Annotated in this window: 21 protein-coding genes and 4 pseudogenes; 15 read left to right on the forward strand and 10 right to left on the reverse strand. The window is 69.2% G+C overall.

Features of this window, described 5'->3' with window-relative positions; genetic code table 11:
* Positions 1–1,115 precede the first annotated feature (1,115 nt).
* Both JK361_RS42510 and JK361_RS37300 read left to right on the forward strand, forming a co-directional pair.
* A complete protein-coding gene (locus JK361_RS42510) occupies positions 1,116–1,802 on the forward strand; it encodes a DUF4253 domain-containing protein (RefSeq protein WP_307787425.1) in 687 nt (228 codons plus the stop codon).
* A 34-nt stretch (positions 1,803–1,836) separates the two neighbouring features.
* A complete protein-coding gene (locus tag JK361_RS37300; protein ID WP_201826947.1) occupies positions 1,837–2,001 on the forward strand; it encodes a hypothetical protein in 165 nt (54 codons plus the stop codon).
* Positions 2,002–2,489: 488 nt separating this feature from the next.
* Here JK361_RS37300 and JK361_RS41770 read toward each other — a convergent pair.
* From JK361_RS41770 to JK361_RS42770, 3 genes and pseudogenes are all read right to left on the reverse strand, one after another.
* Positions 2,490–2,644, reverse strand: a pseudogene (locus JK361_RS41770) (GNAT family N-acetyltransferase); the annotation flags it as partial.
* Positions 2,640–2,756 (reverse strand): annotated as a pseudogene (locus JK361_RS37305) (IS5/IS1182 family transposase); the annotation flags it as partial. The pseudogenes JK361_RS41770 and JK361_RS37305, both read right to left, overlap by 5 nt.
* 330 nt (positions 2,757–3,086) lie before the next feature.
* On the reverse strand, positions 3,087–3,374 hold the full coding sequence (locus JK361_RS42770) for a WD40 repeat domain-containing protein (RefSeq protein WP_372448777.1): 288 nt from the start codon (positions 3,372–3,374) through the stop codon (positions 3,087–3,089).
* On the opposite strand from JK361_RS42770, the gene JK361_RS37310 reads away from it, so the two are divergent.
* The 4 genes and pseudogenes from JK361_RS37310 to JK361_RS37325 all read left to right on the forward strand — a co-directional run bounded on the left by JK361_RS37310 (position 3,324) and on the right by JK361_RS37325 (position 5,739).
* Positions 3,324–3,986 carry a hypothetical protein gene (locus tag JK361_RS37310; protein ID WP_201826949.1) on the forward strand — a complete coding sequence of 221 codons (663 nt, stop codon included), beginning with the start codon at positions 3,324–3,326 and terminating at the stop codon, positions 3,984–3,986. The genes JK361_RS42770 and JK361_RS37310 overlap by 51 nt on opposite strands.
* A gap of 206 nt (positions 3,987–4,192) precedes the next feature.
* A complete protein-coding gene (locus tag JK361_RS37315) occupies positions 4,193–4,678 on the forward strand; it encodes a hypothetical protein (RefSeq protein WP_201826951.1) in 486 nt (161 codons plus the stop codon).
* Positions 4,679–4,751: 73 nt separating this feature from the next.
* Positions 4,752–5,006: pseudogene (locus JK361_RS42895) on the forward strand (helix-turn-helix domain-containing protein); the annotation flags it as partial.
* A 403-nt stretch (positions 5,007–5,409) separates the two neighbouring features.
* Positions 5,410–5,739, forward strand: a complete 330-nt coding sequence (locus JK361_RS37325; RefSeq protein WP_236054426.1) for a hypothetical protein — start codon at positions 5,410–5,412, stop codon at positions 5,737–5,739.
* A gap of 69 nt (positions 5,740–5,808) precedes the next feature.
* Here the strand turns inward: JK361_RS37325 and JK361_RS41780 are convergent, their stop codons facing one another.
* The 5 genes and pseudogenes from JK361_RS41780 to JK361_RS37350 all read right to left on the reverse strand — a co-directional run bounded on the left by JK361_RS41780 (position 5,809) and on the right by JK361_RS37350 (position 8,504).
* On the reverse strand, positions 5,809–6,186 hold the full coding sequence (locus JK361_RS41780) for a hypothetical protein (protein ID WP_236054428.1): 378 nt from the start codon (positions 6,184–6,186) through the stop codon (positions 5,809–5,811).
* A gap of 460 nt (positions 6,187–6,646) precedes the next feature.
* A pseudogene (locus JK361_RS37335) lies at positions 6,647–6,922 on the reverse strand (pyridine nucleotide-disulfide oxidoreductase); the annotation flags it as partial.
* Positions 6,923–6,940: 18 nt separating this feature from the next.
* A complete protein-coding gene (locus JK361_RS37340) occupies positions 6,941–7,360 on the reverse strand; it encodes an arsenate reductase ArsC (protein ID WP_201826953.1) in 420 nt (139 codons plus the stop codon).
* Entirely contained in the window at positions 7,357–8,130 is a 774-nt protein-coding gene (locus tag JK361_RS37345; protein WP_201826954.1) for an aquaporin, read from the reverse strand. Before JK361_RS37345 ends, JK361_RS37340 begins: the two co-directional genes overlap by 4 nt.
* Entirely contained in the window at positions 8,127–8,504 is a 378-nt protein-coding gene (locus JK361_RS37350) for an ArsR/SmtB family transcription factor (RefSeq protein ID WP_236054430.1), read from the reverse strand. Before JK361_RS37350 ends, JK361_RS37345 begins: the two co-directional genes overlap by 4 nt.
* A gap of 89 nt (positions 8,505–8,593) precedes the next feature.
* On the opposite strand from JK361_RS37350, the gene JK361_RS37355 reads away from it, so the two are divergent.
* Positions 8,594–9,100 (forward strand): ArsI/CadI family heavy metal resistance metalloenzyme, encoded by a 507-nt coding sequence (locus JK361_RS37355; protein WP_201826956.1) that lies wholly within the window; start codon positions 8,594–8,596, stop codon positions 9,098–9,100.
* A 4-nt stretch (positions 9,101–9,104) separates the two neighbouring features.
* Here JK361_RS37355 and JK361_RS37360 read toward each other — a convergent pair whose 3' ends face one another.
* Positions 9,105–9,518 (reverse strand): hypothetical protein, encoded by a 414-nt coding sequence (locus JK361_RS37360; RefSeq protein ID WP_201826958.1) that lies wholly within the window; start codon positions 9,516–9,518, stop codon positions 9,105–9,107.
* The gene (locus tag JK361_RS37365) at positions 9,515–9,730 is read right to left on the reverse strand and encodes a hypothetical protein (RefSeq protein ID WP_201826960.1); all 216 of its coding nucleotides are present in this window, start codon (positions 9,728–9,730) and stop codon (positions 9,515–9,517) included. Before JK361_RS37365 ends, JK361_RS37360 begins: the two co-directional genes overlap by 4 nt.
* A gap of 95 nt (positions 9,731–9,825) precedes the next feature.
* Here JK361_RS37365 and JK361_RS37370 point away from each other — a divergent pair, with 95 nt between their 5' ends.
* From JK361_RS37370 to JK361_RS37400, 8 genes are all read left to right on the forward strand, one after another.
* Positions 9,826–10,200: a hypothetical protein gene (locus JK361_RS37370; RefSeq protein ID WP_201826962.1), complete on the forward strand. Its 375-nt coding sequence runs from the start codon at positions 9,826–9,828 to the stop codon at positions 10,198–10,200.
* A gap of 240 nt (positions 10,201–10,440) precedes the next feature.
* Positions 10,441–10,749, forward strand: coding sequence for a hypothetical protein (locus JK361_RS41785; RefSeq protein WP_236054432.1), 309 nt, complete (start codon positions 10,441–10,443; stop codon positions 10,747–10,749).
* A gap of 343 nt (positions 10,750–11,092) precedes the next feature.
* A complete protein-coding gene (locus tag JK361_RS41790; RefSeq protein WP_236054433.1) occupies positions 11,093–11,404 on the forward strand; it encodes a hypothetical protein in 312 nt (103 codons plus the stop codon).
* Positions 11,405–11,731: 327 nt separating this feature from the next.
* Positions 11,732–12,058, forward strand: coding sequence for a DUF6884 domain-containing protein (locus JK361_RS37380; RefSeq protein ID WP_201826964.1), 327 nt, complete (start codon positions 11,732–11,734; stop codon positions 12,056–12,058).
* A gap of 55 nt (positions 12,059–12,113) precedes the next feature.
* Positions 12,114–12,437: a hypothetical protein gene (locus JK361_RS37385; RefSeq protein WP_201826965.1), complete on the forward strand. Its 324-nt coding sequence runs from the start codon at positions 12,114–12,116 to the stop codon at positions 12,435–12,437.
* A gap of 190 nt (positions 12,438–12,627) precedes the next feature.
* Positions 12,628–13,782: a tyrosine-type recombinase/integrase gene (locus JK361_RS42280; RefSeq protein ID WP_201826967.1), complete on the forward strand. Its 1,155-nt coding sequence runs from the start codon at positions 12,628–12,630 to the stop codon at positions 13,780–13,782.
* Positions 13,779–16,373 carry a site-specific integrase gene (locus JK361_RS37395; protein ID WP_201826969.1) on the forward strand — a complete coding sequence of 865 codons (2,595 nt, stop codon included), beginning with the start codon at positions 13,779–13,781 and terminating at the stop codon, positions 16,371–16,373. Before JK361_RS42280 ends, JK361_RS37395 begins: the two co-directional genes overlap by 4 nt.
* On the forward strand, positions 16,370–17,062 hold the full coding sequence (locus tag JK361_RS37400; protein ID WP_201826971.1) for a hypothetical protein: 693 nt from the start codon (positions 16,370–16,372) through the stop codon (positions 17,060–17,062). Before JK361_RS37395 ends, JK361_RS37400 begins: the two co-directional genes overlap by 4 nt.
* The last annotated feature ends 93 nt before the right edge of the window (positions 17,063–17,155 follow it).

The following is a 17,155-nucleotide window of genomic DNA, read 5'->3' on the forward strand; positions in this document are numbered from 1 at the left end:
ACAACACCCCCCACCCCCACCCCCACCCCCGCCCCCGCCCCCGCCCCCCACGAGTCGGCTTCGCAGTCCCCCGCCAGGCAGCGGTGCCGCATCAGCCAACCCAAGCTCCACCCCCGGTCGGTATCCCGCCCGACCTCCCGGCAGGACCGCCCGGGGCAAGCCGAACGAGACACCGGGGACCACCGGGCACTCGGGCTGTGACATGCCAACGGTCCAGCCCCACTCGGCGACACAGCGAAAGACTTCCACGGCGCGGGTGGCGAACACCCCGCCCCCGCCGAACCGTACGCGCATGCTGGACATGCGGCCCCCGCCGGACCACCACAGCTCGATCCCCGTGACCTGGATCCCGTCCTCGGCCAGTGCCTAAACGCCTACACGATCCACAGCCCACGCGGCCATGGCTGAACTACGGCTCAGGCGGCGCAGCACACGGGGCTCACCTCCGTTGGGCAACGGCCGCAGCAACAGGCAGGGCGGCACCCAGGGCAACGGCCGCGGCAACACCCAGGGCGGCGGAGGCGGCAACGCCCAAGCGGAACCCAGGGCCAAGCAGGAAAGGAAAAGGGCGGCGCCTCGCGGAAATCAACACCGCGAGGCGGCGCCCTGCCACGTCCACACCAGCAGACCCAGCCAAGACACACAGGGACACCACCGGCACCACAACGACCGACACCCCTCCCCCACCCCCACCCCCACCCCTCACGGTCTCGATCAACTGATCGGCGATAGGGATCCCGACCGGGGCGGGCAGGCGGAGGCACAACGTGGCTGGGTCGCCCGGGTGTGAGGGCACTGTCTTGCCTTCAACGTGGGGCTCGCTCCGTTTCACACCGCCGGACACAATGGGGTGGATCAAAGCCGACGGCCATGCGGAGGGGCAGCTCAGACCGCGCTGAAGCTCACGACGCTGCGGACGTTGCCGTGCGGGCACACCTCGGAAACCGCGTCTTCCCGGATCAGGCACGGGCGGTGTCAGTGACCGCGGCTAACGTGCGCGCATGTTCTCATCACTGCCCGATGGGCTTCCGCCAGGCCGTTGCCTCCCCGAAATCGTCCCAGGCGACGCCCCATCACCGCGCATGTGGCTGTCCGAGGAACCAGTTTCGGATCCCGTGGGGTCGTGGACGCACTGCCAGAGTGCACGGAAGGAATCCGGACTGTGGCCACTGCTCGTCTCCACCCTTTACGGACCTGGGCGGCCCACCGCCCTCGCGGCCGTCGACGCCCTGAACCTCCACGACGCGCTAAAACGGAACTGGCGTTCCTACCGAACCTCCCAACTCAGGCAACTGGCGACGCCGCAAGAACCGGAGGACCTGCCAAAGGGCGTCGAACCCTGGGACGAGGATCCCGGGGCGCCGTTCGACCGCTGGCCCGGCCTCGCGGCCGGCATCCCTTCCCTGGCCGGAGCCGACCCTGATGCCGCCGCCCGCACCACCGTCGCCCGGCTCATGGCCGGCCCCTACCCGCTGCCCAAACCACATCTGGCCCTGGTTCCCGCCACCCGCTCCGCCGACATTCCCGCGGTCATGGGCTGGCAGGCGGAGGCCCCTTTGCCCCTGCTGTGTGCCCTGCTCCGCAGCTGGGAAGACCGCTACGGCGCGCAGGCCGTCGCCTTCGACGGCGCAACGATTCACATCTCCGTCGCCCGCCCACCCCGCAACACCGACCACGCCACCCACCTCGCTCTCGAACACGTACTGACAGGCGCCGACAACATCAACGACGGCACCGCCCCGTATCCCGACTACGCCGCCTCACTCCTCAACTCTCCCCTCTGGTCCTTTTGGTGGGACTGACAACAGCCGACGCAACACAGTGAGCTGCCAGCGCGTGATCAGACAGCAGGCGAGTTCGAGCGCCTGCGGGGTCGAGGCCTGGCGACAGCGGAACCACCCCGACCGGCTGCTCGCCTCCGGAGGTCTGGCCGTTCAGGTCAACACGTCCGACAAGTACGGCCTCGCAGCCTTCGACACCGCACCGGCCTCCGATTCCTGATCCCCGGTAGGCGCGGGTTGTGCGCTGCTCGAGGCGCCCTTCAGCTGGCTACCAGACCTGTCCGGCTTCAGCTGGCTACCAGACCTGTCCGGTCCGGCACCTGGTGACACCGTCCCAGCACCCACCCCGGCAGTCCCCGGTTAGGCGCGGAGACAAGTAGCCCGGACAGGCCCGTGTTTGGCCTTGGGTGACCCGGGCTCGCGGGCCTGCACCGACAGGAAGGCCAACCAAGGGAAGCCCCGCAACAAGTCTCTGCCCTGCCTCACCCGACGATGAGTCGACGTCCTCTTCGCCGTGCTCAGAGGCGGAACCTTCTGCGTAGGCGACGGGGAGCTCACCGCTCTCGGTCACGGAGCCGTCGGCCTGGGGGCCCAGTGTGAAGCAGAAGGACTTCAACGCCTGAGCGCCGCGAGGCCGCGTCGGCCTGGTCCCGGCTGGCGCGGGCGGGTGCAGGCAGTCGGCTCGGTGATCCGCTGCCGCGGGTGGACCTAGCGGATGGTTCGGATCATAACCGTGAGGATGGGCGAAGCCGGTGAAGGCTGGCTCTGGCCGATGCCCTCGTACCCCACGACCCGTAGAGAGCGTGCACCTTGCCATCACCGGCCGCCGGGTTGACCATGAGCGTCACATGCGGCTCATCGCGACCAGTCCAGCAGCGAGGCCGCGTTCAGCTCTGCCGGAAAGACCTCGTGCAGCCGCTGCCACACGCCGGCCTCGTTCCAGTCCCGCAGCCGCCGCCAGCACGTCATGCCCGATCACAGCCGGCACGGCCCCCTCAACGCTGACCGTGCTGGCGACCATCCCCTACCCATGAACACCAGCGTAAGTGGCGGTCCAGATGCGCCAGGCATTCAGAGCGGCGATCACGGACACCCCCGCGGCATCCCCGCCTCCTTCAGTGCAGGAGGCGTGCCCTCCCGCTGATCACACACCGGCTCGCCAACGTCGCCGTGACCCACTTGGAGCCGCACCCGTGCCCCGTCCGCCGTCGTTCTTCACGACGAGTCCGACGACTGGTTGACCAGCCAGGCGGACATCACTCGCGAGCAACCCCAAGAACCCAGCCGATTTCGACGCACTGACCCTCATCCCGACAGACAGGGAGCCGTGAGGTCCCAGTCGAGCTCCCACAGGCGCAGGGTCTGGTCGCCGTCCGCAGTGAGATCGAAGTTGGCATCGGGAGTGATAGCGAGTTCCGCTGTGCCGGACTGGTGACCGTCCAGGCCTCGAATACAACGGTCAGTAGCGGCCTCCCACACCCGGACGGCTGAATCCACTCCGCTCGAGACCACGAACAGGCCATCATCGCTGAAGCGCGGGCTTTGCGTAACTGGCGGGGCACGGATCAGGTCAAAACCCGGCCGACCGACCACTTTGGGCTGGAAACTGGAACCGTTTTGAGCGTCCTGGGGGAAGGGGAGGCTTTGCCGACGCGTGCTGGATGGAGTCGTCCGAGACCGATCGGCGATCCGCAGGCTGCTGAACAGGCATACTTCGTGGCCGCCCCGCTGCTGGCGGGTGCGGCGGTGGCCACGGTTGGCGTGCTGGGTGCAGATGGGGCCCAGTTCCGCTGGCCGGGTCCGGCCATGCTCTGCCTGACACTTGCGGCGATCGCGCTGATCGGCAGCATCCAGACGGCGTTTCGCGCACGGAGCTACTTGTACAGCCCGGCCGAGTTGCGTGACTGGTGGGAAGGGGAGCAGGCGCCGTCCGACGAGGTGCTGCAGCAAGAGCAGCGTTGGGACTTCGCGCAGTGGAGACTCTGGGTGAACCGAGCCGCACTTGTCTACAACCTCGGCATCGTTCTTCTGGGCTGCGGCGTGGCCGGACTGCTTGCACCTCCTGCCGGGGCGTCTGAGGCACACGCGGGAGTGCGATGGCTCGCCGCCGGGGCCACCGTGCTCGGCACAGGCTGGGAATTGATCTTCATGGCACGTCAGCTGATGGCGCGGCGCCGTAGGCGCCGACTGGTGCGGGGAGAGTAGTGAGCGGCTACGCGGATGTGTCGTACGGGTCTTCCTTTGCATACGAGGAGTTGAGGTGTGTCCTGTGTGATCACCGTCTGGGTGACGACGGCGACAGACACGACGATCAGTGCATCGCCTCCGCCCTGCCATCGCAAGTGAGCACAATGCGCCTCGCGGGCATCCACACGCTCGGGGGTATCTCCGCAAGGGATGGAGGAGTTGTCTTGGACAGTGCTCTGCACTATCCGGAAGTTCATGCGATTCCTTCCGAGCTACAGCAGCAGGCGCTGGACGACGTGCCCTGCTGTCCAGGCTGCGCGGCGCAAGTGGTGACCACCCATGTGCCGGTCGGGCGCAGCCGCCGGACCGACCTAGCCTTCTACCGGCACCCAGGAGACTGTTCACTGCGGCGGGTACCGGCGTGCTGGATCATCGGCTCGGCCACAGCGAACGCGCCTCTGCCGGATGCCCACTTGCGGCCGGAGCCCATCCGCCAGATGCGTCCCCGGCAGCAGGCCAACGCCTTCCAGTCGGTCGTTCCCGAAGAGGCCCGACGCTGTCCCCTGTGTGCCGGTCGGCTCGCCCGTCCGGGCTGGGCTGCTCAGCACCAGGACCGCTGCCTGATCGCGGCAGCGCCAGCCGCGGTCCGCATGCTCACCGCCGGCGAAGCGCTGCAAGCACTGAACCAGCATCAACCACCCTCGCCCTGAGCCGTCATCCAACAACATGTCGGTGTGCCACTGACGTTCACCGATTACGCCTGAGTCTCCGATCACTACGGAGATCCACACGCCGAAGTCCACCCCTGCCACCCCGACGCCTGACCGTGAGGCCAAGCGGCGCCTGGCCGTCATACCTCACGTCGAAGAGGTCAGCGGGAACGTCGCGATGTCCTGCCGGTGCTTCGGGATCAGCCGACAGGCCTACTACACCTGGTACCGCCGCTACCAAGCCGACGGCGGTGAGGGCCTGCGTACCCGCTCCAAGGCACCGAAGACGTCCCCCAACGCGTTCGGCATCGCGCTCCTCGGCCAGGTCGCCCCCATCGACACCATCAAGAAGGCGCTGGTGGACCAAGGCTTCAAGAAGACCGTCGTCGAGCACGGCACCACGGTCGGTATCGACGTCGAGATCGTCGAACGCAACCCAACCGACAAAGACGTCGGCTTCGTCCCGCAGGCCAAGAGGTGGATCGTGGAGCAGACGCTCGGCATCCTCATGCTGTTTCGGCTGCTCGTGAGGGACTACGAGAGCCGTCCGAAGTCTTCGGAGTCCAGGGTGCGCTGGGCCCTGATCGACGTGATAGCGCGCCGCCTCATTGGCCAGACCACGTCCACCTGGCGCGGGTGACCGCGTGGACGCCCAGGTCACGCCGCTTGTGGAGCGGATCGACGCACGCGAACGCGAGGTCGTCGGCGATGCAGCGCAGATCCGTGCGTAGATGGACGAGCTCACCGTGCGCCTGCGTGAACTCGAGGAGGAGATCGAGAGCCTGGCGGTGACCCGCAAGACGCTCCTCGCGCTCCCGCCGACGACCCCGGAGCCAGCCGAGGAGCCGCCCGTCCTGCCAGCCCACCCGGCCTACCAGCAGATCCTCGACGTCTTCGCCGACGCTGCTGGACCGATGCGTGCCCGCGATCTGTGCCAGGCCCTGGACCTCCCGCTCAAGCCAAAGAACATCGAGAGCACCCGGCACAAGCTCAAGCGCCTGGTCAGTCTGGGCATACTCGCCGAGACCGAACCGGGCCTGTTCATCCAGCACCGCCCGTAGCAGCCCTACGTTCCAGGCCACCCGTCCGTCACGGCTGCCGCACGTGCCATCCGGCTCACGATGCGATCGCTAGTGACCCGTCATGCGGAGCCACTGGATCGTTGTGGCGAGCTCTTCGCCGAAGTCCTCGCAGAGCGCGAGCAACTCGCGCCCCGTGGACGAGTCGAGCAGCCCTGCTGAATCGGGAAGAACTCCGAGAGCACCGTGGCAGGCGGTCTCGACAGCGAAGTGACGCGACGTGAAATAGCCCTCGCTCGCCCGGTCCGCCAGGTCGGCGAGGTACTGGCGGTGAGCTTCTTCCGAGGGGTGAGAGTAGAAGGAGCCCTCGACGAGACCGTCGAGGTAGTTCGCCAGGCCGGCCGAGGCTTCGACCACTCGCTCAACTTCGTCCACGCCAGGCTTGTCCAGCAGTTCGCCGAAGGTCAGCAGGTTGCTGATGGTCTCCAACTGGAAGAGCTGGACCGTGTCCGGGTCGACTTCTGACGTGAAGAGCGGGGCCGTGCACAGCTCGGCGATTGCTCGCCGGTATGCGCGATCCGACTCGTCACCAGGGGGTGATGCTGCCAGGCGAAACAGCGACTCCAGAACAGACTGGTCTACGCCCCACGCTGCATCCAGTTCGAACGCGAGTATCGGCGCGCGCCACCGCCACAGGGCCAGGACGGCAGCCTGACGCTGGTGGACGGGTTCAGGTCCGCCAATCGCTCGATCCGCACCACGTTCTTGAGTCGGCCCTTCTGATCTATCGTCCCCGCCCGCCCCCGTTACCTCAGGACACTGTAGAGGCCGCCGAAAGGGCCACGTGATCGCCAGGAGGGTGCCTGGCCCAAGCCAACTGCGAGAATCGGGCATACCGGTTCAGAATGTCCTCTGAGTGCCGTCGCCGTCGCATCCCGCCGACGTGATCTCAGCCCTTGGCGAGAAGTTCCCTGGCCGCGTAGTAGGCGTGCAGTGCAGCCTCGCTTCCGGAGCCCAAAGCAGTCATGATCCGCTGAAAGCGGGCGGAGCGGAGGTCGCCGGCCACGATGACGCGGGGGTGCTGGTCGGTCGGCGGGCAGGATCCGTCCGGACCGCGAGTCAGGTCGCCGGACGGGGCGGTCGGTGCGTTCCCGATGCTGAGATGGGCGGCATCCGCTGTGATCGTCTGCTGTGCGCCGTCCTGGTGCACCTCTTCCGCTGTCACCGCCGCCGGTGGCCGTACTCACGACGTCGCCTCGATGCCGAGCTCGGCGAGCAGGCCGCGGATGCGCCGCTCGATCTCGTCGCGGATCGGTCGGACGGCCTCGACGCCCTGACCGGCGGGATCGTCCAGCTTCCAGTCCAGGTACCGCTTGCCGGGGAAGTACGGGCAGGCATCCCCGCAGCCCATCGTGATGACCACGTCCGAGGCCTGCACCGCCTCGACGGTCAGCACCTTCGGGGTCTCGGCGGAGATGTCGATGCCTACTTCCTTCAGGGCCTCCACCACGGCGGGGTTCACGGTGTCGGCGGGGGCTGAACCGGCCGAGCGGACCTGGACCTTGTCGCCGGCGAGGTGGGTGAGGAAGGCGGCGGCCATCTGGGAGCGGCCGGCGTTGTGCACGCAGACGAAAAGCACGGACGGGACGGCGGGAGTGCTCATGAGGACATGGTGCTTTCTTCAGGTCGGGCGGGGGCGGGGAGGTGCTGCTCGCCGTGCGGGACGACAACCTCGTCCCCGGTCGAAGGCGCCGGACGCCCGAAGGTGACGGCGACCAGGGCCAGGCCGACGCCGGCACCGACGAGCTGGGCAGCGAGGAACGGTGCCACGGAGGCGGGGGCGATGCCGGCGAAGGTGTCGGTGAACGCCCGGCCGATGGTCACGGCCGGGTGGGCGAGGCTGGTGGAGGAGGTGAACCAGTAGGCGGCGCCGATGTAGGAGGCGACCGCTACCGACGCCAGGTGCGCCCGGCCCGCCCGGGTCAGCCCGAAGATCAGCCAGACCAGTCCCGCGGTGGCGACCAGTTCACCCAGCCACAGATGACTGGCGGACCGGTCGTGCGTCGACCACTGCACCAGCGGCCGGGCGAACATGGCGTCGGCGAGGACCGCGCCGCCGATGGCCCCGGTGATCTGGGCGGGCACGTACGCGGCCACCTCCCGCGGGCTGGGACCGTCGGCTGTACGGCGGCCGGTGAACCAAGCGGCGAGTGTCACGACGGGATTGAAGTGCGCCCCGGAGACGGGGCCGAGCAGGGCGATGAGCACGCCCAGGCCGAAGACGGTCGCCAGGGAGTTGGCCAGCAGCTGGACGCCCACGTCGCGGGTCAGCTCAGTCGCCTGGATCCCGGAGCCGACCACGACGGCCACCAGCGCCGCCGTTCCGACGGCTTCGGCCGCCGCCCGCCGCACCAGCGGCACCAGGGCACTCACGCGGACGCCTTCGCGGGCACGGCGGGGGTCTGAAGCAGGGCGGACAGCTTGGCCAGGGCCTCGGGGAGCACCCAGTAGTACACCCAGGTGCCGCGCCGTTCGGAGCCGACCAGGCCGGCCTCGCGCAGCACCTTCAGGTGGTGGGAGATGGTCGGCTGGGAGACGTCGAACGGGCCGATGAGGTCGCACACGCACGCCTCCCCGCCCTCGTGGGAGGCGATCAGGGACAGCAGCCGCAGCCGGATGGGGTCCGCCAGCGCCTTGAACATCCGCGACAGCTCGGCGGCGTCCACTTCACCCAGCGGTTCGCGGACCATCGGGGCGCAGCACGCCGCGTCCTGGCCGAGCACCGTCAGATCAGCTTGTTTCGACATGCCTCTATGTTGACGTCTATCTATCCAGGTGGCAACCTCGGCTGAATCGACAGCCGTCGATACAGCATCGTCTGTGATGGGAGACCGCCATGTCCCGAGTTCAGCTCGCCCTGCGCGTCGCCGACCTGCAAGGCTCGATCGCCTTCTACTCCCAGCTCTTCGGCACCGAGCCCGCCAAGCGGCGCGAGGGCTACGCCAACTTCGCCGTCACCGAGCCCCCGCTCAAGCTCGTCCTCATCGAGGGCGAAGCCGGCGAGGAGACCCGCCTGGACCACCTCGGTGTCGAGGTCACCAGCACCGAGGACGTCACCGCCGCCACGACCCGGCTGAAGGACGCGGGCCTGGCCACGTTCGAGGAGAACGACACCTCCTGCTGCTACGCCCTACAGGACAAGGCGTGGGTGACCGGCCCGGGCAAGGAGCCATGGGAGGTGTACGTGGTCAAGGCCGACGCCGACACCCTGGAAAAGGCCGGCACCGCCCCGGACGCCTGCTGCGGCACCACCGCCTGCTGCACTCCCGAGGAGCAGGCCCTCGACTCCTCCCAGACCCCGACCGAGGCCAAGGCGGCCGCCGGGTGCGCCTGCGTCAGCTGACCGGCTACCTGACGGGCGGCGCCTGCGCCAGCAGCACGCGCACGACCGCCTGGCGGTCGACGAGCTGCCGGCGCAGGTGACTGTTCTCTGTCGTGGCCAGGTGCAGGGCGCCCACCAGAGCCTCGACGGCCCTGAGCTGGGCGATCTCTTCGGCGTCGGCAGCCCGGAGCTCCTTAAGCTTGCGGACCTGCTGGCGCAGACGTCGCTCGCTGTCCGGCGTGGTGCCCCGGGCCCGGACCTTATCGTAGAACTCCGCCTTCAGGTCGGTGTGCCGCTGGGTGAGAGCGTTGCGCGGGACGCTGGCCTCGAGGGCGAGGGCGACGATCGTCAGCGCTCCGTTGGAGTGCTGCGGTGTGCCATCCAGGATGCGGTCCATCACGGCACGGATCCGCTCGCGCTCGTCCGGGGCCGGGCTCATGACGTCGGCTCCTGAAGGTGGATGCGGTCGTGTTCGTGCCGGTCGGCCAACGCCAGAAGGTGTGCGGAGCGGCGGGCGAGCCGGTCGGCGAGCGGATCGGGCAGGGCCTCGGAGGCGGCCCGCTTTCCCAGTTCTTGCGCGTGCTGGCGGAGTTGGTCGGCGTGACTGTCGGTGCGGGCGATGTTCGCGCAGGACGGCTGGCAGCGCTGCACCGGCGTTCCCCGTGAGCAGGCGGTAGGAGCCGATAATGGGACCGCCACGGCCGCACAGGCCACGCCGGACAACGAACCGAAGGACCAGAGAACCCATGGTTTTGACGCAAGGCCAACGCGTGAAGCTGACGCAGGACATCGCTCTCGCCGACGCCGTCGCAGGCCCCTCAGGGGCCGTCATCGGATTCCTGTCCCTGCCGGCCGGCACCACGGGCACCGTGGAACGCATCGACGACCAGACGCCCGAAAGCCACGAGGTCCGCGAGTACGAACGGCTGACCTCACTCCTCCACGACTACGGCCACACCATGCCCGAAGCCAGCAAAAGCCGGCTCGAGGAAGAGATCGCCACCCTGGAACCACACTGGACCGCCCACCAGCAGCGCGGAACACCCGCAACCGTCCGCGTCCGACTCGACAACGGATTCGTCCTCGACGGCACCGACCAGACCTACCTCACCCCCCTCTGACCACCCCCACACCCGACCAACAGCGACCCCACGATCCAGCCCGCACAACGCACAACACACGCCCTGACTCGAGCCAGAAGCCGAAGGCAGGATTGCCCGGACGCCCCTCCCTGTGGGTGACGTCCACGATGCTCGAGCACGGCCAGGCCCGCTATGTCGTGCGGGGCCGGCGCATCCACGGCACCATGGTCGTCGTCCCCCGAGACGCCGTACGGCGGCGGCCCGCTCAAACCGCGCACCGTGCGCAGCCACTTCGGCGACGGCACCGACCAGGTCAAGACCTTCAGCCCGCGCCCCGACGAACTCGTCGTCAACGGCGTACGCATCCACGGCGCCACCGAGTCGATCAACCCCGCGACCGTACGACGGTCCCACTACTTTCTCGCCTCCCGCTCAGTCGTCCTGCGCAACGGCTACGAGACCCGGCGCATCCCCGACGGTGCCCGGACCGTGACCGAGGCCCTGGTCGTGGCCGTTGCCCGGCACTGGCGGCAGCGCCCGGACCGCGAGAGCACCTCATCACGCCGCCGTCCGGCACCGCTCCGCTGACCACGCCGCACACGAGCGCCGCCAAGACCATGCCTGGCAGGCGAGCTGGCCGAGGTTCAGGCCGAGCGGGCGGATGTGAGGCAGCGCAGCCGCCCGCTGGCGGGCCTCGTCCGACGTCGCCAGCCTGCCGTTCAGACCCCGCGCACAGAGCCCGTCCGCCTCCCTCTCGCCGAGCGCGACGGGAAGGACCTGGGCACCCTGACCGTGCAGGAGCTGGAGGTCAACGTGCTCCCCGGCCGGCTCGTGTCGAGGTCGCCGGCCCGCGCGTGGGCGGCGGCCTGGTCACCCTCGGACCGGGCATATACGGCTCCTCCCCGCTGCCCGGCGGCCTCTACGCCGGCTGGTGCCCCCTACCGACAAGGCCTGGTTCACCAAGGACCGCGAGGACATGCCGCTCATCAACGGCGTGAGAGTGCACGGAGGCTGGAGCCACAGCAACACGACCGTCACGGCTACCACCCCCGAGACCGCACCCGCCCAGGTTCCGGCCGGCCCCGGCCGGTTCGCCTCGGCATCGCCACGGAGTTGCACCCGCGCCTCGGCCGTACTGCGCGCGCTCGCCGTCCACTACCTGGCCCGACCGAACCTGGAAGCGCTGCGTGTCGCCGCCGGCAAGCAGAACGCCGAACGGGCCCGCCCCATCGTTTCCGAGTAACTGGCCCGGCTGCGCAAGCGAGAGGCGCCCTCGCCCGCCGACTGTGTCACCACGGTCCCGAGAACCCCACTTCACGGCAATCGCCTCGCCTTTCGACGCGCCTGCGGACGCCTCCAGGGCCGCGACCGACGACGTCGGCGTTATCACTGGCCACCGGGCGGACCATGATCGTTCGCATCGATAACCGATTTACCGATGTACCTAGGCCGAACCCGTAAACAGTGGGCCTAGGATCCGGGAGTCGCGTACAAGTTCCCCCGACCCGGCGTCGAGGAATCCTGGAACCCGCGCGCCTTCGGCTGCGGAAAGGCCAAGCAGGACCGCCGCGTGACCGCCGGCGCGATGTACGTCGGCACCTTCCACGGCTCCTGCCGGGAGACGGCCAAAGCCCTGCTCCAGGACGGCGGCCGCCAGTACATCCTCTCCGCCGCCCACGGGCTCCTCGACCTGTCCACGCAGATCGACCCGTATGACATCACCGTGGGAGACCCCGGCAGCGTCAGCGCAGACTTCGTGCAGGCGCAGGTCCGGGAACGCGGCATCGAGTCGGCGGAGGTGACAGTGCTGGCCGGCAGCAAGTACGTGGTCCTCGCCCGGCACTCCTGGCCGGACCTTCAAGCGCCGCTCGCCGGGGCCGGCGGGATCGGGAGATGAAACAACGCCTCTCCCAGATCCGTCTCGCCGCGCGGGCCGAAGCCGGGCAGGATCGGTGAGCGCGCCGCTCGGGCCCGCTCCGGCGCAGTGGGAGGCCATGGCTGCCGGCAGCGCCGAGGGCTGGGCTCAGCGGTGGAGCCGCGGTGTGCCGACGTGGGTTCATACGTCGCAGGGCGGCTTCGACCGGCGTCGCTACGAGGTGGTCGAGCTGGCGGAGGCGCCCGCCCGGGAGTACATCCAGGCGAACCACTACCTGTCGGGGTGGCCGCCGGCAGTCCACCGGTTCGGGCTGGTGGACCTCGAGTCCGCAGGGGGCGACGACGGCCAGGTGGTCGACGGCCAACTGCTGGTGGTGTCGTCGTCCTGGGCGTCCCGATGAGCCGCCGCGCTTTGACCAGGGTTTTCCCGTCGCTGGAGCCTTCTGCGAACCGTGCTTGAGCATCGACTGACTTGTACCGTTCGCGGGCAGGCGGTCCAGTGAGGCGAGTCGTCCATGCGCTCTTTGATGCACTCGCGCACAGTCCCGACATCGGTTGTTTCGCTGTGTGATCGAGCTCTACATTCCGCTTGTGTTCACTGTGGACAGGCCAACTGCCGAGATCCTGCGGGTCGAGGTAACTGACACGCTGGCCTACTGGACGGTTCTTGCCGGGCCCACCTTGACGGTCGTCGAGGACGTGGACGACTTCCTCTGCCACCTGCGCTTCGGCCGGGCCAGCGCGGAATCGACCACGAAGACGTACGCCGGTCACCTCAAGCGCTTCCATGCCTGGTGCGGCGAGCACGACCTGTCGCGGGAACACGCGGCCGCCGAACTCTCGCACTATCTGATGAAGCTGAGGACCACGCCCCGGCTGACGAGCGGCCGCGGCCAAGGGCAGCTCCCGCAGGACTCCACGCTCGCCCCCGCCCTGGTGGCAATCCACGGCTTCTACCTCCACCTGGCCGACCTCCGCCGGATCAGCGCGAAGGCGGTCGACGCCCTGTTCGTCACCGCTCCGCACCCGGCGACAGGAAAACTTGTCCTGGAGCCACGCATCCGCGTCGATCCACGGCCAAGCAACGCTTCCGGCCGGGCACCGGCGGCCAGCCATGAGGAGTTCGCCGCGCTCCTGCGCACTGCGAAGACCGCCCGCGACCGCTGCATGGTCGCCCTGCTCGGCACGTGCGCACTGCGCGTCGGCCAGGTCGTCGGCCTGCTCCACGAGGACATTCACCTCGTCCCGGCCGGCAGTACCGTACCGGGCTGTCCCTACAGCCTGGGCCCCCACCTGCACCTGCAGAAGCGTGACGGTCACCCGCGCGGGGCGGCGAACAAGAACCGCGGCACCGTGGTCGTTCCCGTGCCCGGCCCCGTGGTGATGCTCTGCGCCGACTGGATGCGCGAGTGCCTCAGAATCCCCGGGGCGGGCAAGGCTATTTGGGCCTCCGTGTCGTTCCCGGGTCCCACGGGAGAGCCGGGCGGGCAGGTCCTCGGCACGCGGCGGGTTCAGGACCTTGTGTCGGATCTCGCCGGGGACGCCGGCATCCGGCACATCCATCCGCACATGCTGCGGCATACCTTCGGCGAGACCGCAGCCGACCTCGACGTCGCGTGCGACGTCCTTCAGCGCCTGCTCGGCCACCGTGACGTGGCCAGCCAGAACGTGTACCGAAACCCTTCCGACGCCCGGGTCGCTCACGCCGCCCAGGCCGTGAACGACAAGATCTTCGGACCAGCATGACGACTTCTGCACCTCTGCCCGCTCCAGCCCCCGCGACCGAGTGGGAACCGGACTGGGACTACCTGGCCCGGCACGGCCTCGACCGCTCCCCGCTCCAGCTGTGCTTCCCCCTGGGCGCCGACTGGCACTTGCTGCGCCGCTGCCGGCACACCGGGTGCGACCGGCCGGCCACGAGCTGGCCGTGGCTGTGCCACCGCTGCGCGTCCGACTGGCGGGAGGCCGGCGCCCCCGGCGACATCGACAGCTGGTGCGCAAGCACGCCCGTCCCGTTCGCCCGCCGTACCTACGCCGAGCATCGGTGCCGGGTGGGTTGCGACCGCGCCGCGGAGGCCAGCGGCCTGTGCAAGAGCTGTGCTTCCGAGCGCCGGGTGCTCGGGCTGACCGTCGAGGCGTACCTCGCCCGGGGCCGCGCCCCTCGTCCGGGCTTCGGGAAGTGCCTGGTCCGCGTGTGCCCGCGCATGGCCGTAGTGCGGCGGAGCCGGCTGTGCCTGCCGCACCAGCGGCAGTGGTCCAACGCGGGGACGCCCGACCGCGAGGCGTGGGCGCTGACGGCAGCCGCCATCTACACGTCCGTCGACGTGGTCCCGCTCACTGATCTTGCGCCGCTGGTCGTGGTGCAGGTGCTGCGTGGGTACGAGGCCCAGCTCCGCCAAGGCGGCCGGATCAGCCCCGCACAGGTCAAGTCGGCGGTGCGCTGGCTGTGCGACCACACCGTCGACGACCTGGCCGCCGCGGAACTGCCGCCCAAGGGCGCGACGACGACGTACCTACGGCTGTGGCAGCAAACCCTGCCGCTCCTGGATGCCGACCCGGCCACGGAGCACACGCGGACCCTGGTCAGGCTGCCTATCCTCAACCCCCGCTACAAGGGCGGGAGTGTGGATCTGCGGGACGTCCACGCGCCCTGGGTCACACACCTCGCCCAGCAGTACCTGCTACGCCTCGCCGCCGCCGGCGCCTCGTCGGCACGGTTGATGCTCGTCGGCTACGCCGCCCGGTGGTTCGCGATGTTCCTTCGCACCCTGCCCGGCGAGGGCCGAAGGCCGGGGGACGTCGGCCGGGATGGCATGCTCGCCTACCTGCGCTGGTTGACGCACCGTGCCCCTGACACCAGCGACTACCTGCTCCTCAACGATGACGATCCGGTACGGCAGATCGTCGCCGAGCGCCTCCTGCCGTCGCGCCGAGCCACCGGGCCTTTGCTGGTCACCCCGGTGCGCCACTACGAGCTGGTGAAGATGCTGCGTGAGGTCCTCGAGCATGGCAGGGCATGGCTCGCGGACAACCATGCTGCGGACGTCCATCTGCTGGAGATGGACGTGCCGCCGTACCCGGAACGGGACGACACGGCCAGCGAGCTGGAGGGCCGCTCCCAGGACGCCCTGCCCGAACAGGTCTTCCTCCAGCTCATGGACGAACGTAATCTCGCGCTGCTGCCGGCCGGTACCCGCCGCAACTGCGTCGAGCCGGCCATGCGCGTGGGCCGGCGGCCCTGGGAGCTCCGCCACCTGGAATTCCACTGCCTCCAGTGGCACGACATCGACGTGGAGGATCCGGACGGGACCGTGCGCCGCCGGTCCTACCCCTTCCTCGCCTACTGGATGCAGAAATTCCGACGACGGCACAAACTCCCGCTCCATCCCAGCGATGCTGAGGTCATCACCCGCCAGCAGGACCACCTGCGGCACGAAGCCCCGCACCTGTTCCACGAAGACGGTCGGCCCCGCTCCACCCGGATGCTGCTGTTCCCCACCCCTCGCCGCTCCCGTGCCAACGCACTCGGCGAGCGACCGTACGACAGCGGCACAATCGGCTACTGGCTTCAGACCTGGCTCGACCAGTTCGCCGTAACCGACGAACACGGGAAGCCCTTCGACCCGGCACGGGTGTTCCCCTACGCCTTCCGGCACACCTACGCCCAACTCCGCGCCGACGCCGGCGTCCCGCTCGACATCCTGCAAGTCCTCATGGCCCACCAGGACCCCTCCACCACACAGGTCTACTACCGGCCCTCGCACCCCCGGCGAGTGGAAGCGGTACGCGCCATCGCCGCCAAGTACCAGTTCGACCTCACCGGCGGCCGGATCCGCGCCCGCACCCCCGACGATGACCTTGCCGACCGGATCCGCGCAGGCGTCGGCTCGGTGCCCGTCCCCGCGGGACGCTGCCACGAAATGAACAACGTCCGCGCCGACGGACACGGCTGCCCGGTATACAACCGCTGCTTCTCCTGCACCTTCTACACCACCGACTTCACCCACCTGCCCGAACTGCGCCAACTACGCGCCGGGAAGGCGGAGCAGCTCGCCGCGCTGGAGAGCGCCTACGGCAGCGTGCTCACCGCGGGGCCGTTGAGCGCGGCGAACCTGGAGCTGCTGCGCCAGGAGATCCAGCAGATCGACGAACTCGTCGGCAAATGCGAAGCCGACATCGGCTCCCTCACCCCCGAGGAACGGACCACGGTGGAGTCCTGGCTCCACACCCGGGACCGGTTCCTCACCGTCATCCCCGTAGCGGCGGTTCTGGCCGGACGGCAGAGCCTGGACCAGCCGACCGTCGACCCGATCCTCACCAAGAGGACGACCGGATGACGCGCCCGGCCGCCCCGCGCAAGCAGCCCGGCCAGGCAACGATCCCTACCAGTCGGGCTGAGGTCCTCGATGCCGGCAGGGCGGCTGCCGTTCAGCGGCGCCGTGCCGACAGCGAACAGTGCCAGCAGCGGGTCCTCACCGTCCTGGCCGCGATGCGCAAGAGCCGCCAGGCCCTCTCCGACGCGGAGATCACCCGGCGGGCCGCCGTCAACCCGCAGTACCTTCAACGCCACCGCGATCTCAAAGCGGAAGCCGAGACCGTCCGCGCCCAGCTCGCCCGAGACGCGCCGCGGGCGGCGGCAGCAGCGACCGCCCACAAAGAGGCGGTCCTCGAAGTCGAAAACCGCATGCTCCTGGAACAAAACGCCGCCCTGCAACGGACCCTTCACGAGGTGCAGAACGAGCTGCGCACGCTACGCGCTCACGAACTGGGCGCCCGTCTCCGCGACGGCCTGAACGCCCTCTCACTGCGCGACACGGAGATGGAGGAACTGCGCGAGCAACGAGACGCAGCACTCGCAGCCAGCCGCCAGGCAGAGACCGCCATGCAGGCACTCCGCAACGTCAACCAGCGGCTGATGATCGAGAACAGCCGACTGATCGCCGCAGACGCTCCGGAACCAACCCGGACAGCCCCAGCTGCCGAAAGCCGCCCGGCCCTTGAGAAGCCGCCGCCGACCGACCTCTGACCGACACTCCAGGCCGAGAACGAGGGCATGGCTGAGTGTTTCGGACCGAGAAGCGTGGACTGCCTCCCGCCCGCAGAGCCGGGCAGCCGGCGG

This window comes from Streptomyces musisoli (assembly GCF_016741855.1).
In the GTDB taxonomy this organism is placed as follows: domain Bacteria; phylum Actinomycetota; class Actinomycetes; order Streptomycetales; family Streptomycetaceae; genus Streptomyces; species Streptomyces musisoli.

Bases quoted from the DNA above. Each gene is read 5' to 3' on its own strand.
- JK361_RS37325 (WP_236054426.1), top strand. From the start codon at position 5,410: ATGGACGAGCTCACCGTGCGCCTGCGTGAACTCGAGGAGGAGATCGAG.
- JK361_RS37340 (WP_201826953.1), bottom strand. From the start codon at position 7,360: ATGAGCACTCCCGCCGTCCCGTCCGTGCTTTTCGTCTGCGTGCACAAC.
- JK361_RS37350 (WP_236054430.1), bottom strand. From the start codon at position 8,504: ATGTCGAAACAAGCTGATCTGACGGTGCTCGGCCAGGACGCGGCGTGC.
- JK361_RS37355 (WP_201826956.1), top strand. From the start codon at position 8,594: ATGTCCCGAGTTCAGCTCGCCCTGCGCGTCGCCGACCTGCAAGGCTCG.
- JK361_RS37360 (WP_201826958.1), bottom strand. From the start codon at position 9,518: ATGAGCCCGGCCCCGGACGAGCGCGAGCGGATCCGTGCCGTGATGGAC.
- JK361_RS37370 (WP_201826962.1), top strand. From the start codon at position 9,826: ATGGTTTTGACGCAAGGCCAACGCGTGAAGCTGACGCAGGACATCGCT.
- JK361_RS37395 (WP_201826969.1), top strand. From the start codon at position 13,779: ATGACGACTTCTGCACCTCTGCCCGCTCCAGCCCCCGCGACCGAGTGG.
- JK361_RS37400 (WP_201826971.1), top strand. From the start codon at position 16,370: ATGACGCGCCCGGCCGCCCCGCGCAAGCAGCCCGGCCAGGCAACGATC.